Source organism: Thiohalorhabdus sp. Cl-TMA (assembly GCF_041821045.1).
In the GTDB taxonomy this organism is placed as follows: Bacteria; Pseudomonadota; Gammaproteobacteria; order Thiohalorhabdales; family Thiohalorhabdaceae; genus Thiohalorhabdus; species Thiohalorhabdus methylotropha.
Genome location: NZ_JBGUAW010000002.1, coordinates 11,463 through 25,316, shown reverse-complemented (window position 1 = coordinate 25,316; position 13,854 = coordinate 11,463). Strand labels below are relative to the sequence as shown.

16 protein-coding genes are annotated in these 13,854 nt (G+C 65.1%); all 16 read right to left on the bottom strand.

Annotated features, from left to right (window positions below; all coding sequences use genetic code 11):
* Positions 1-30: 30 nt before the first annotated feature.
* Positions 31-294, bottom strand: coding sequence for a 30S ribosomal protein S17 (rpsQ, locus tag ACERLL_RS02265; protein WP_373654440.1), 264 nt, complete (start codon positions 292-294; stop codon positions 31-33).
* A 1-nt stretch (position 295) separates the two neighbouring features.
* On the bottom strand, positions 296-499 hold the full coding sequence (rpmC, locus tag ACERLL_RS02260) for a 50S ribosomal protein L29 (RefSeq protein ID WP_373654439.1): 204 nt from the start codon (positions 497-499) through the stop codon (positions 296-298).
* Between the two features lie 13 nt (positions 500-512).
* Positions 513-929: a 50S ribosomal protein L16 gene (gene rplP / locus ACERLL_RS02255; protein WP_373654438.1), complete on the bottom strand. Its 417-nt coding sequence runs from the start codon at positions 927-929 to the stop codon at positions 513-515.
* Between the two features lie 19 nt (positions 930-948).
* Positions 949-1,623: a 30S ribosomal protein S3 gene (gene rpsC / locus ACERLL_RS02250; protein ID WP_373654437.1), complete on the bottom strand. Its 675-nt coding sequence runs from the start codon at positions 1,621-1,623 to the stop codon at positions 949-951.
* 13 nt (positions 1,624-1,636) lie between these two features.
* Positions 1,637-1,984: a 50S ribosomal protein L22 gene (gene rplV / locus ACERLL_RS02245; protein WP_373654436.1), complete on the bottom strand. Its 348-nt coding sequence runs from the start codon at positions 1,982-1,984 to the stop codon at positions 1,637-1,639.
* Positions 1,984-2,259, bottom strand: coding sequence for a 30S ribosomal protein S19 (gene rpsS, locus ACERLL_RS02240; protein ID WP_373654435.1), 276 nt, complete (start codon positions 2,257-2,259; stop codon positions 1,984-1,986). The genes rplV and rpsS overlap by 1 nt, the downstream gene beginning before the upstream one ends.
* 27 nt (positions 2,260-2,286) lie before the next feature.
* Entirely contained in the window at positions 2,287-3,111 is an 825-nt protein-coding gene (gene rplB / locus ACERLL_RS02235) for a 50S ribosomal protein L2 (protein WP_373654434.1), read from the bottom strand.
* 15 nt (positions 3,112-3,126) lie between these two features.
* Positions 3,127-3,423 (bottom strand): 50S ribosomal protein L23, encoded by a 297-nt coding sequence (rplW, locus tag ACERLL_RS02230; protein ID WP_373654433.1) that lies wholly within the window; start codon positions 3,421-3,423, stop codon positions 3,127-3,129.
* Positions 3,420-4,037, bottom strand: a complete 618-nt coding sequence (gene rplD / locus ACERLL_RS02225; RefSeq protein ID WP_373654432.1) for a 50S ribosomal protein L4 — start codon at positions 4,035-4,037, stop codon at positions 3,420-3,422. Before rplD ends, rplW begins: the two co-directional genes overlap by 4 nt.
* A 238-nt stretch (positions 4,038-4,275) precedes the next feature.
* A complete protein-coding gene (gene rplC, locus ACERLL_RS02220) occupies positions 4,276-4,911 on the bottom strand; it encodes a 50S ribosomal protein L3 (protein WP_373654431.1) in 636 nt (211 codons plus the stop codon).
* A 12-nt stretch (positions 4,912-4,923) separates the two neighbouring features.
* Positions 4,924-5,241: a 30S ribosomal protein S10 gene (gene rpsJ, locus ACERLL_RS02215; protein ID WP_054965184.1), complete on the bottom strand. Its 318-nt coding sequence runs from the start codon at positions 5,239-5,241 to the stop codon at positions 4,924-4,926.
* Between the two features lie 7 nt (positions 5,242-5,248).
* Complete coding sequence (gene tuf / locus ACERLL_RS02210; protein WP_373654430.1) at positions 5,249-6,439, bottom strand: elongation factor Tu; 1,191 nt, start codon at positions 6,437-6,439, stop codon at positions 5,249-5,251.
* A gap of 32 nt (positions 6,440-6,471) precedes the next feature.
* The gene (gene fusA, locus ACERLL_RS02205; RefSeq protein ID WP_373654429.1) at positions 6,472-8,571 is read right to left on the bottom strand and encodes an elongation factor G; all 2,100 of its coding nucleotides are present in this window, start codon (positions 8,569-8,571) and stop codon (positions 6,472-6,474) included.
* A gap of 51 nt (positions 8,572-8,622) precedes the next feature.
* Entirely contained in the window at positions 8,623-9,093 is a 471-nt protein-coding gene (rpsG, locus tag ACERLL_RS02200; protein WP_373654428.1) for a 30S ribosomal protein S7, read from the bottom strand.
* Positions 9,094-9,105: 12 nt separating this feature from the next.
* Entirely contained in the window at positions 9,106-9,477 is a 372-nt protein-coding gene (rpsL, locus tag ACERLL_RS02195; protein ID WP_373654427.1) for a 30S ribosomal protein S12, read from the bottom strand.
* A 154-nt stretch (positions 9,478-9,631) separates the two neighbouring features.
* Positions 9,632-13,777 (bottom strand): DNA-directed RNA polymerase subunit beta', encoded by a 4,146-nt coding sequence (gene rpoC / locus ACERLL_RS02190; protein WP_373654426.1) that lies wholly within the window; start codon positions 13,775-13,777, stop codon positions 9,632-9,634.
* Positions 13,778-13,854 lie beyond the last annotated feature (77 nt).

Here is a 13,854-nt window from a genome sequence, read left to right as displayed (position 1 = left end):
GACGTATCTCCCCTCAGGGCTCGGCGTGGTTCAGACCTGGACGGCCCGCTCCACGACCTCCACCAGGCGCCAGGCTTTGTTCTTCGAAACCCTCCTGCATTCCTCCACGGTCACGAAGTCACCTTCCTGGCAGGTGTTTTCCGGATCGTGGACATGCAGCTTGGTTGAGCGGCGCACGTACTTGCCGTAGAGCTCATCCGGACGCCGGTAATTCACCCTCACCACAGCGGTCTTGCCGCCCTTGTTGCTGACCACGACGCCACTCATACGGCGTTTGCTGGTTTCCTGAGCCATTTTAATCCGCCGCCTCGACCTGTTCGTTCATCACCGTCTTTATCCGGGCGATCTCCCGACGGACCTCGCGCATGCGGGCCGTGTTCTCCAGCTGCCCAGTGCTGTGCTGAAAGCGCAGGTTGAACTGCTCGTCCCGCAGCTCGTTGAGCTTGCTGGCACGCTCTTCCCGGCTCAGCTTACGGATATCCTCTGCCTTGTTCGCCATTCCCGCCTCCTACCTAATTTCCGCCGCCGCGGGTGACGAACCGCGTCTTGAAGGGCAGCTTGGCCGAGGCGCGGCGCATGGCTTCCTGGGCGATGTCTTCCGGAACACCTTCCAGTTCATACAGGACGCGGCCCGGCTGCACCTGCGCCACCCAGAATTCCGGATTGCCCTTGCCCTTACCCATCCGTACCTCGGCGGGCTTCTTGGACACGGGCTTATCCGGGAATACACGGATCCAGACCTTGCCGCGGCGCTTGATGTGCCGGGTAATGGCGATTCGGGCCGCTTCGATCTGGCGGCTCGTGAGCCGCCCGCGGTCCGAGGCCTTCAAGGCATAGGAGCCGAAGCTCACCTTATCGCCCCGGTAGGCCAGACCCCGATTGCGGCCCTTTTGCTGCTTCCGGTACTTGGTCTTGTTGGGCTGTAGCATGGTGATTCCTTCCTTACGGCTAGCCGGCCTGGACCTGGGCGCCGGTGGAAACGGTCGTTTCCTGCTCCTCGAGCACCTCGCCCTTGAAGATCCACACCTTCACGCCGATCACGCCGTAAGTGGTCTTGGCCTCGGCCAGCCCATAGTCGATATCGGCCCGGAGGGTGTGCAGCGGGACCCGCCCCTCGCGATACCACTCGGTCCGCGCGATCTCGGCGCCGCCTAGGCGGCCGCCGGCGGAAATCTTGATCCCCTGGGCGCCCAGACGCATGGCGTTGCCCACCGCCCGCTTCATGGCCCGGCGGAAGGAAACGCGCCGCTCAAGCTGCTGGGCGACGTTCTCCGCCACCAGCATGGCTTCGGTCTCGGGCTTCCGGATCTCTTCGATATTGATGTGGATCTGCTCGGTGGACAGCTTCTGCACCTCGCGGCGCAGCTTTTCGATGTCCTCGCCCTTCTTGCCGATCACCATGCCCGGCCGAGCGGTATATATGCTGATCCGGGCGTTACGGGCCGGCCGCTCGATGACGACCTTGGAGACCGCGGCGTGGCGGAGCCGATCCTCGATGAAGTTCCGGATCCGGATGTCCTCGGCCAGCTGATCGGAGTATTCCTTGCGCTCCGCCAGCCAGCGGGAATCCCAGTTCTTGACGATTCCCAGGCGCATCCCGATCGGGTGGACTTTCTGTCCCATAGCGTGCGTCCTTTTATCCCTGCGCCACCACGATGGTGATGTGGCTGGTGGGCTTCTGAATCATGGTGGCCCGCCCCATGGCCCGCGGCCGGAAGCGCTTCATGGCGGGACCCTCGTCGACATAGGCCGCCTTGACGACCAGCTGGTCCACGTCCAGACCCTCGTTGTGCTCGGCATTGGAGATGGCCGAATCCAGGGTCTTCCTAACGTAGTGGGCCGGCTTCCGACGCTCGAAAGTCAAAAACTCCAGGGCCTGCTCGACGGGCTTGCCCCGAATCTGGTCCACCACCAGCCGGGTCTTGCGCGGAGAAAGCCGCACCGACCGGGTAATGGCCCGTGCTTCAAGCTTTTCTTCACTCATTACCGACGCGCCTTCTTGTCGACTTTATGCCCCCGAAAGTTCCGGGTGGGGGCAAACTCCCCGAGCTTGTGGCCGACCATATTCTCGTTGACCGCCACAGGTACGTGCTGCCGGCCGTTATGGACGGCGATGGTGAGCCCGATCATCTCCGGCGTCACCGTGGATCGCCGCGACCAAGTCTTGATCGGCTTCTTGTCGCCCCCCGCCGAGGCGGACTCCACCTTCTTCATCAGGTGGTCGTCGACGAAGGGCCCCTTCTTGATTGACCGAGGCATTTGTACGCTCCCTGTTACCGTGCGGCCCTACTTCTTACGGCGGCGGACGATCAGCTGGTCGGTTCGCTTGTTGTTCCGGGTGCGGTGGCCCTTGGTGGGCTGACCCCAGGGCGTCACCGGATGGCGGCCACCTTTGGTGTGCCCCTCGCCGCCGCCGTGGGGATGGTCCACCGGATTCATCGAGACACCGCGGACCTTGGGCCTCCGGCCCCGCCAGCGGCTCGCACCGGCCTTGCCCAGCACCTGGTTGGCGTGGTCGGAGTTGCCCACCTCGCCAACAACCGCGCGACAGTCCACGCTCACGCGACGGACCTCCCCGGAGGACATCCGCACCTGGGCTTCGCGTCCTTCCCGCGCCAGCAGCTGCGCGCTGGCGCCGGCGGCCCGGGCGATCTGACCACCCTTGCCGGGCTTGAGCTCGACATTGTGGATCACCGTTCCGGTTGGAATGTTCCGGATCGGTAGGCAGTTGGCCGGACGGATGGGCGCCTCTTCACCCGACTGGATGCGGTCACCCACCTTGAGATTGCGAGGCGCGACAATATAACGCTTTTCGCCGTCCTCGTACACCACCAAGGCGAGATGGGCGCTCCGGTTGGGGTCGTATTCCAGGCGGTCCACGCGGGCAGGAATCCCGTCTTTGTCCCGCTTGAAGTCCACGATCCGAAGGCGCCGCTTGTGGGAGCCTCCGCGACGGCGAACGGAGATGCGGCCGCCGTCGTTGCGACCGTCCACCCGCTTGCTCTTAGCGATGAGGCTCTTTTCCGGCTCCCCTTTGTGCAGGTCCGGATTCATGACGGTGATCCGGTACCGGCTCCCCGGGGAAGTGGGCTTACGTTTCTTGGTCGGCATGGGAGGCTCCTACCCTTATTCCGCGCCGAAGAAGTCGATGTCCTGCCCCTCGCTGAGCCGGACGTAGGCCTTCTTCCAATCCTTGCGGCGCCCTTGAATACGACCGAAACGCTTGGGCTTGCCCTTGACGTTGGCGGTCTGCACTTTTTCCACATTGACGCCGAAGCGGTCCTCGACGGCCTTCTTGATCTCGTGCTTGGTGGCGTCCCGAGCGACGGCGAAGGCGATCTGGTTGCCCTCGGCCCGCAGCCGGGTGGATTTCTCGGTGACGATCGGCGAACGCAGCACCTGAGTCAGCCGTTCATGGTTCATGAGAGGCGTTCCTCCAGCTCACGCAGGGCTTCCTCGGTGGCTACCACCTTGGCGTGCTTCACCAGGGCGAGGGCCCCCACTTGTTTGCTCGTCATCACGTCCACCCGGGGAAGATTCCCTCCGGCGCGGGCGACCAGCGTGTCGTCGGCGGTTGTAATGACCAGGGCATCCTCGGCGTCCAGCGCCTTCAAGGTCCCGGCGAGCTCCCGGGTCTTGCCCTCGCTGACGCCCAACCCCTGAACCACCAGCAGCTCCTCACGCCGGGCCAGCTCGGAGAGCAGGGAGCGTATCGCCCCCTGCCGCATCTTCTTGTTCACCTTCTGGGCGTAGGAGCGCGGGGTGGGACCGAACACCGTGCCGCCGCCGCGCCAGAGCGGGCTGCGAATGGTCCCCGCACGGGCACGGCCCGTTCCTTTCTGGCGCCAGGGCTTGCGGCCGCCCCCGGCGATCTCCCCGCGGGTCTTGGTGTCATGGGTCCCCGCGCGCTGCCCTGCCATGGTGGCTTGGACCACCTGGTGGATCAGGCCTTCGCGGAAGGGCACGGCAAATACCGCGTCCGCCAGCTCGGCGGCACCCTTTTCTTCATTATTCGGGGTCTTTACTGGGATCTGCATGTTTTACCCTTTCAGCCCGCCGTAACCACCGGTTGCTGTCTTCCCTTGGTCCCAGGGGACCCGCCCCGAAAGACCGTAAAATGGAGCCCTAACCGGACCCGCCCCAACCCCTTTCATAGACGGGCCGGTGCGGGGAGGTGCTGGACCCTATCGCGGAGCCTGGTCGCTCCCGGTGTAAGCGCTGAATTTCCTTGGTTTCTTCGCCAGACGGAGGAAGCTCCCCCTCCGAAGGGCGGATTCAGGACTTCACCGTGGGCCGGACGAGCACATCCGAATTCTTCGCGCCGGGGATCGCCCCCCGAACGAGCAGGATCTGCCGGTCGGCGTCCACGCGTACCACCTCGAGATTCTGCTGTGTGGATCGACGTCCGCCCATCTGCCCGGACATCTTCTTGCCCTTGAACACCCGGCCGGGATCCTGCATTTGACCGATGGAGCCACCCTTGCGGTGAATCTTGTGGGCGCCGTGGGTAGCGGGCCCGCCTCCGAAGTTCCACCGCTTCATGGTGCCCGCGTAGCCCCGGCCCTTGGTGATGCCGCTGATATCCACGCGCTGACCCGCCTCGAACCGGTCCACCTCCAGGACGGAGCCGCTTTCGGGGAGCTCCTCCCCGTCGGCGGGGCGGAACTCCCGTGTGGTGCGCCCGGGCTCCACCCCGGCCTTGGCGGCGTGGCCGGCCAAAGGCTTGGAGATCCGGTGAGGCTTTCGCTGGCCGGTCGTCACCTGAACCGCGCTGTAGCCGTCGCGGTCGGCGTCCTTTACCTGGGTAACCCGATTAGAGGTTACCTCGATCACCGTTACGGGGATGCTTTCCCCGGATTCGGTGAACACGCGGGACATTCCGACTTTCTTTCCAATTACGCCAATTGCCATGACCTGATCCCGCTAGAGCTTGATCTGGACGTCGACGCCCGCCGCCAGATCCAATTTCATCAGGGCGTCCACGGTCTGGTCGGTGGGGTCGACGATGTCGAGAAGCCGCTTGTGGGTACGGCATTCGAATTGGTCCATACCCCGCTTGTCCACGTGGGGCGACCGCAGGACGGTGAACTTCTCCACCCGCGTGGGCAGCGGAACCGGACCCTGAACCCGGGCGCCGGTGCGCTTGGCCGTGTTGACGATCTCTGCGGCCGAATGATCCAGCAGCTTGTGATCGTAGGCCTTAAGGCGGATGCGAATCTTTTGCTGTTTAACGACGGCCATTTGGCTGTTACTCCAGGATTTGGGCGACCACGCCGGCGCCGACGGTGCGGCCGCCCTCGCGGATGGCGAAGCGCAGACCGTCTTCCATGGCGATGGGGGCGATCAGGTTGACTTCCATGGTCACGTTGTCGCCGGGCATCACCATCTCCGTGCCCTCCGGCAGGGTGCAGCTGCCGGTGACGTCCGTGGTCCGGAAGTAGAACTGCGGCCGGTAGCCCTGGAAGAACGGGGTGTGGCGGCCGCCTTCTTCCTTCTTCAGGATGTAGACCTCACCCTTGAAGCGGGTGTGCGGGGTGATGGACCCGGGCTTGGCCAGCACCTGGCCCCGCTCCACGTCCTCCCGCTTGATGCCCCGCAGCAGGCAGCCGACGTTGTCGCCCGCCTCGCCCTCGTCGAGCAGCTTGCGGAACATCTCCACGCCGGTCACCGTGGTCTTCGCGGTGTCCTTGAGGCCCACGATCTCCACCTCGTCGCCGGTGTGGATCTTGCCCCGCTCCACCCGGCCGGTCACCACCGTGCCGCGCCCGGAGATGGAGAACACGTCCTCGATGGGCATCAGGAAGTCCTGGTCCACCGGCCGGTCCGGGGTGGGGATGTACTCGTCCATGGCGACGGCCAGCTTGTTGATGGCCTCCTCGCCGTGCTCGCCGGTGTCCCCCTCCAGGGCCTTCAGCGCCGAGCCCACGATCACCGGGGTCTCGTCGCCGGCAAACTCATATTCGTCGAGCAGCTCGCGGACTTCCATCTCGACGAGCTCCAGCAGCTCCTCGTCGTCCACCATGTCCGCCTTGTTCAGGAACACCACGATCTGCGGCACGCCCACCTGCCGGGCCAGCAGGATGTGCTCCCGCGTCTGCGGCATCGGGCCGTCCGCCGCCGACACCACCAGGATCGCGCCGTCCATCTGCGCCGCCCCGGTGATCATGTTCTTCACGTAGTCGGCGTGCCCCGGGCAGTCCACGTGCGCGTAGTGCCGGTTGGAGGTCTCGTACTCCACGTGCGCCGTGGCGATGGTGATCCCGCGCTCGCGCTCTTCGGGGGCGTTATCGATGTCCGAGAATTCCCGGCTCTCGCCGCCGTACTCCGAAGACAAGACCTTGGTCATGGCCGCCGTCAGGGTGGTCTTCCCGTGGTCCACGTGACCAATGGTGCCCACGTTCACGTGCGGCTTGGTGCGCTCAAACTTCTCCTTGGACATTTCGTGTCCCTCCCCTCAAGCGGTCCGTTCGCCTAGCCGTGCGCCTTGGCGATGATCTCTTTTGCGACGCTCTGCGGCACTTCCGCGTAGCTGCTCGGCTGCATGGTGTAGGTAGCCCGGCCCTGGGTCAGGGACCGCAGGGTGGTCGCATAGCCGAACATCTCGGCGAGCGGCACTTCCGCGCTAACCACCTTCCCGGCCTTGCTGTCCTCCATGGAACCGACGTGGCCGCGGCGGCTGTTCAGGTCGCCGATCACGTCCCCCATGAACTCCTCGGGGGTTACTACCTCCACCTCCATCATGGGCTCGAGGATGACCGGATCGGCCTTGCGGGCCCCTTCCTGGATGGCCTGCGAACCGGCGATCTTGAAGGCCGCCTCGCTGGAGTCCACCTCGTGGAAAGTGCCGTCGAACAGGGTCACCTTGACGTCCACCATGGGATAGCCGGCCAGGATGCCGTTCTCCAGAGCCTCTCTGGCGCCTTGTCCCACGGCGGGGATATACTCCTTGGGCACCACGCCGCCGACGATCTTATCCACGAACTCGAACCCGGCACCCTGCTCGTTGGGCTCGATATTCAGGAATACGTGACCATACTGCCCGCGGCCGCCGGACTGCCGGATGAACTTGCCTTCCTGCTCCACCGGCTTGCGGATTGTCTCCCGATAGGCCACCTGCGGCTGGCCGACATTGGCCTCCACGTTGAACTCGCGCTTGAGTCGGTCAACGATCACCTCCAGGTGCAGCTCACCCATGCCGGAGATCACCGTCTGGCCGCTCTCCTCGTCGGTGCGCACCTGGAAGGAGGGGTCCTCCTGGGCCAGCTTGCCGAGCGCGGTGCCGAGCTTCTCCTGGTCGGCCTTGGACTTGGGCTCGATGGCAACGGAGATCACCGGGTCCGGGAACTCCATCCGCTCCAGGATGATCTGGTTCTTGGGGTCGGACAGGGTCTCACCGGTACCGGTGTTCTTGAGGCCCACCGCGGCGAAAATGTCGCCGGCGTGCACCTCGGTTACCTCTTTCCGCTCGTTGGAGTGCATGTGCAGCAGGCGGCCGATGCGCTCCTTCTTGTTCTTCAGCGGGTTGAAGAGGTTGGCGCCGGAGGAGAGGCTGCCGGAATAGCAGCGCATGAAGGTGAGCTGTCCGGCGTAGGGGTCGGTGGCCACCTTGAAGGCGAGGGCCGAGAAGGGCTCCTCGTCGTCTGGATGGCGCTCGAGCTCCTCTCCCGAATCCGGGTCGTCGCCCTTGATGGCAGGAATATCCTGCGGGCTCGGCATGAACTCAATCACGCCGTCGAGCAGCGACTGAACGCCCTTGTTCTTGAAGGCGGAGCCGCAATACACCGGCACGATCTGCTGCGCCAGGGTGCTCAGCCGCAGCCCCCTGATGACCTCTTCGGGGGCGAGCTCGCCCTCCTCGAGGTACTTCTCCATCAGCTCCTCGTCGCCCTCGGCCGCGGCCTCCACGAGGGACTCCCGGTACTCCTGGGCGAGCCCCTGGAGGTCCTCCGGGATCTCGGACTCGGTGAAGTTGGCCCCCATGGTCTCCATGTCCCAATGGATGGCCTTCATCCGCAGCAGGTCCACCACGCCCTCGAAGTCCTCGCCCGCGCCGATCGGCAGGGTGACCGCGACCGGGCGGGCGCCGAGCTGCTCCCGCATCTCGTTCATGACGTTGTAGAAATCCGCGCCCATGCGGTCCATCTTGTTGACGAACGCCATGCGCGGGACTTCGTACTTATCGGCCTGCCGCCACACCGTCTCGGACTGCGGCTCCACGCCACCCACGGCGCAAAAGACGGCGATCGAGCCGTCCAGCACCCGGAGAGAACGCTCCACCTCGATGGTGAAATCCACGTGGCCGGGCGTGTCGATGATGTTGATTCGGTGCTCGGGAAACTGCTGCTCCATGCCCCGCCAGAAGCAGGTGGTCGCCGCGGAAGTAATGGTGATTCCGCGCTCCTGCTCCTGCTCCATCCAGTCCATCACCGACGCACCGTCGTGGGTCTCCCCCATCTTGTGGGAGATGCCGGTGTAAAAAAGTATGCGCTCGGTAGCGGTGGTCTTGCCGGCATCGATGTGCGCCATGATGCCGATATTCCGATACCGCTCCAGGGGAGTCTTCCTAGCCACGGCGGGAGCCTCTTGGTCCGTCGACGAACGAAATTCGGATTTTTGCCGGATTTACCAGCGGTAATGGGCGAAGGCCTTGTTGGCCTCGGCCATCTTGTGCGTCTCTTCGCGCTTGCGCACGGCGCCGCCGCGGCCGTCCGCGGCCTCCATCAGCTCGTTGGCGAGCCGCTGGAACATGCTCTTTTCCTGCCGCTGACGGGCGTACTGGACGAGCCAACGCATGGCGAGCGCGGTGCGTCGCTGAGCGCGCACCTCCACAGGAACCTGGTAGGTCGCCCCGCCCACGCGGCGGCTCTTGACCTCCACCACGGGGCGGATGTTCTCCAGCGCCGTCTCGAACACCTCCACCGGATCCTCGCCCTTGGCGTCGCGGATCTGATCGAACGCACGGTAGAGGGTTCGCTCGGCGGTGTTTTTCTTCCCGTCACGCATGAGGTGGTTGATGAACTTCGCCGCCGTCTTGGAACCGTACTTCGGATCCGGCAGCACCTCGCGCTTCGGTACCTCACGTCTCCTGGGCATTTCGCCTTCCCCTTACTTCGGCCGCCGGGTGCCGTATTTCGAGCGCGCCTGACGGCGGTCGCTCACCCCGGCCGTATCCAGGGCCCCGCGAACCACGTGATAACGCACACCCGGCAGGTCCTTCACCCGGCCACCCCGAACCAGAACCACCGAGTGCTCCTGCAGGTTGTGGCCTTCGCCGGGAATATACGTACTTACTTCCTTCCCATTGGTGAGCCGCACACGGGCCACCTTTCGCAGCGCCGAGTTCGGCTTCTTGGGCGTCGCGGTGTAGACACGGGTGCAAACGCCCCGCCGCTGCGGACAGGAATCCAGCGCGGGCGTATTGCTCTTCTCTACGACCTTCTTGCGCCGCTTGCGCACCAACTGGTTGATGGTCGGCATGCGACTCGCTCCCTTCAAAATAAATGACAGGCCGATGACTCCGGCCCGTCATGGGAAAGCAGAGAATTGTAGTTTGCGCATTGTAGGGTGTCAAGAAACGGCACGACGGGCAGACAGCCCGCCGTGCCCTCGACACGCCGGCTTCAGTTACACCCTAGGCCCACTGGGCGTTCACGGCGGACTCGCCTTCACCCTCGGCCGCCGGGGCCTCCTCGGAAACCTCCGGCTCACGCTGGGCCTGGCGCAGGCTGTGGTAGGCGAGGCCGGTACCCGCCGGAATCAGGCGACCCACGATCAGGTTCTCCTTCAGGCCGCGCAGGGTATCCACGCGCCCCTCCATGGCCGCCTCGGTGAGCACCCGGGTGGTCTCCTGGAAGGATGCCGCGGAGATGAAGGACTCCGTGGACAGGCTGGCCTTGGTCAGACCCAGCAACATGGGCCGGCCCACCGCCTCGGTCTTGTCCTCGGCGCGGAGGCGGTCGTTTTCCTCCTCCAGTACGGCCCGGTCCACCTGGTCCCCTTCGAGGAAGCGGGAATCCCCGGCCTCCATGATCTCCCGGCGCCGCAGCATCTGCCGCACGATGATCTCGATGTGCTTGTCGTTGATCTTCACGCCCTGCAGGCGATAGACCTCCTGCACCTCGTCCACGATGTAACGCGCCAGGGCCTCGATGCCGAGGATATTGAGGATATCCTGCGGCACCGGCGAGCCATCCACGATGGGATCGCCCGGCCGGACGTGGTCGCCCTCGTTCACGGCGATCCGGCGGCCCTTGGGGATCAGGTACTCGTGCTCGTCGCCGTCGCTGGTGCGCACCAGAACCCGGCGCTTGCCCTTGGTGTCCTTGCCGAAGGAGACCAGGCCCTCGTTCTCGGCGAGCACGGCGTGCTCCTTGGGCTTGCGCGCTTCGAAGAGCTCCGCCACCCGGGGCAGACCGCCGGTGATGTCCTTGGTCTTGGAGGTCTCACGCGGGATACGCGCCAGTACGTCGCCGGGGTGGAGCGCATCGTTGTCGTTCACCGAGATGATCGCTCCGGCCGGCAGATAGTACCGGGCGGGCAGGTCGGTTCCGGAGATCTTCACCGGCTCTCCGGAATCGTCCACGAGCTCGATGCGCGGCCGCATGTCACGACCCTTGGCGCCGCTCACGTCCGTCACCTGCATGCTGGTGAGGCCGGTGACCTCGTCCACCTGCTGGGTGGCGGTGGAGCCGGACTCGATGTCCTGGAAGCGGGCGGTACCCCCCACCTCGGTAAGGATGGGCATGGTGTAAGGGTCCCACTCGGCCAGGGTAGCGCCGGCTTCGGCGTGGCCGCCTTCCTCCACGGTGAGCGTGGCACCGTAGGGGATCTTGTAGCGCTCCCGCTCCCGGCCGGTCTCCTCGTTCACGGTCATCTCGCCATTACGGGAGACCACCACCGCGCGTCCGTTCCGGTCGGTCACGGTCTTCAGGTTCTCGAAGCGCACGTAGCCGCCGTATTTGGTCTCCTGGGAGGCCTGCTCGGCGGAGCGGGACGCGGCGCCGCCGATGTGGAACGTCCGCATGGTGAGCTGGGTGCCCGGCTCGCCGATGGACTGGGCGGCGACGATGCCCACGGCCTCGCCGGTGGTCACCCGGGAGCCGCGGCCCAGATCCCGGCCGTAGCAGTTGGCACAGACGCCGTGGCGGGATTCGCAGGTCAGCACGGAGCGGGCCACCACCTGGTCCACGCCCAGCTCGTCCAGCTGCTCCACCTCGTTTTCGCCGAGCATGGCGCCGCGCTCGAAGAGGACCTCGCCGGTATTCGGGTGGTACACCGGCTCGGCCGTCACGCGGCCCAGGACCCGCTCGGAGAGCGGCTCCACGACGTCGCCGCCTTCCACGAGCGGGGTCATGGCGGTGCCGTTCTCGGTGCCACAGTCCTCCTCCTCGACGATGCAGCTCTGCGACACATCCACTAGGCGCCGGGTCAGGTAGCCGGAGTTGGCGGTCTTGAGCGCCGTATCGGCCAGCCCCTTACGGGCGCCGTGGGTGGAGATGAAGTACTGCAGAACGTTCAGGCCCTCGCGGAAGTTGGCCGTGATGGGCGCCTCGATGATGGAGCCGTCCGGCTTGGCCATGAGGCCGCGCATGCCCGCCAGCTGCCGGATCTGCTGCGCGGACCCCCGGGCCCCGGAGTCGGCCATCATGTAGATGGAGTTGAAGGACTCCTGCTCCACCTCCTTGCCCTCGGCGTCGGTGACCTTGTCGGTACCGAGACCGTCCATCATCTTCTCGGCCACCTTGTCGTTGGTGTGCGCCCAGACGTCGATGACCTTGTTGTACCGCTCGGAGTTGGTTACCAGGCCGTCGGTGTACTGCTGGTAGATCTCCTTGACCTCGCCCTGGGCCTCCTCGAGCAACGTGCTCTTCTCATCCGGGATCACCATGTCATCCAGCCCGAAGGAGATTCCCGACTTGGTGGCGTAGTGGAAGCCGGTGTACATGACCTGGTCGGAGAAGACCACGGTGGTCTTCAGGCCCTCACGGCGATAGCAGGCCTTCACCAGCTGGCCAATGGCCTTCTTGTCCAGCACCCGGTTCACCAGGCCGAACTCCAGCTTCCCGGGGAGGATGTCCACCAGCAGGGCGCGGCCCACGGTGGTCTCCACCCGCTCACCGCGAATCCGGCAATGGATCTTGGCGTGCAGGTGCACGGCACCGGTTTCATAGGCGCGGCGCACCTCGTCCACGTCGCGGAAGATGGCACCCTCGCCCTTGGCGTTCACCGCCTCCCGGGTCATGTAGTAGAGCCCGAGGACGATGTCCTGGGTGGGGGAGATGATGGGCTCGCCGTTGGCCGGACCCAGGATGTTGTTGGAGCTCATCATGAGCACCCGGGCTTCCATCTGCGCCTCGGTGAACAGCGGCACGTGCACGGCCATCTGGTCGCCGTCGAAGTCGGCGTTGTAAGGCACGCAGACCAGCGGGTGCAGCTGGATGGCCTTGCCCTCGGTGAGCACCGGCTCGAAGGCCTGGATGCCCAGCCGGTGCAGGGTCGGCGCCCGGTTGAGCATCACGGGATGCTCGCGGATCACCTCCTCGAGGATGTCCCAGACCTCGGGCCGCTCCTGGTCCACCATCTTCTTGGCGGCCTTGATGGTGGTGGCGTAGCCCCGGGACTCCAGCTTGTTGTAGATGAACGGCTTGAAGAGCTCCAGCGCCATCTTCTTGGGCAGGCCGCACTGGTGGAGCTTGAGCTCCGGACCCACCACGATCACGGAACGGCCGGAATAGTCCACGCGCTTGCCGAGCATGTTCTGCCGGAAGCGGCCCTGCTTGCCCTTGATCATGTCCGCCAGGGACTTGAGCGGCCGCTTGTTGGGCCCGGTCATGACCTTGCCGCGCCGGCCGTTGTCCAGCAGGGCGTCCACCGCCTCCTGGAGCATGCGCTTTTCGTTGCGCACGATGATCTCGGGCGCCTTGAGGTCAAGCAGGCGCTTGAGCCGGTTGTTCCGGTTGATCACCCGGCGATAGAGGTCGTTCAGGTCAGAGGTGGCGAAACGGCCGCCGTCCAGCGGCACCAGGGGCCGCAGCTCGGGCGGGATCACCGGCAGCACCTCAAGGATCATCCACTCGGGACGGTTGCCGGAGAACAGGAAGGCCTCCACGGTCTTGAGCCGCTTGGCAACCTTCTTGCGCTTGGCCTCGGAGCGGGTCTCGTCCAGCTCCTCGCGAAGCTGCCGGGCCTCGGAGTCGAGGTCGATCTCACGCAGCATGTCGCGGATGGCCTCAGCACCCATCATGGCGGTGAAATCGTCACCGTACTCTTCCACGGCGTCCAGGTACTGCTCGTCGGTGAGCAGCTGGCCCCGCTCCAGCGGGGTCATGCCCGGATCCACCACCACGTAGGACTCGAAGTAAAGCACCCGCTCGAGGTCCTTGAGGGTCATGCCCAGAAGGAGCCCCATCCGAGAGGGCAGGGACTTCAGGAACCAGATATGGGCCACCGGAGCGGCCAGATCGATATGTCCCATGCGCTCACGGCGCACCTTGGACTGGATAACCTCCACACCGCACTTCTCGCAGACGACGCCGCGGTGCTTGAGCCGCTTGTATTTGCCGCAATTGCACTCGTAGTCCCGGACCGGGCCGAAGATCTTGGCGCAGAACAGGCCATCCCGCTCGGGCTTGAAAGTCCGGTAGTTAATGGTCTCCGGTTTCTTGACCTCGCCATAGGACCAGGACCGGATCTTGTCCGGCGACGCGATGGCGATGCGTACGCCATCGAAGTCGAGCTGCTGGCTGGTCTGTTTGAACAGGTTCATGATGTCCTTCAAGGTCATCCTCCTTGGCGCCTCAATACGCCTGGATGCGGTCGCCGGCGAGCAATGCCGCCGGCCCAAAGGGGCCAACC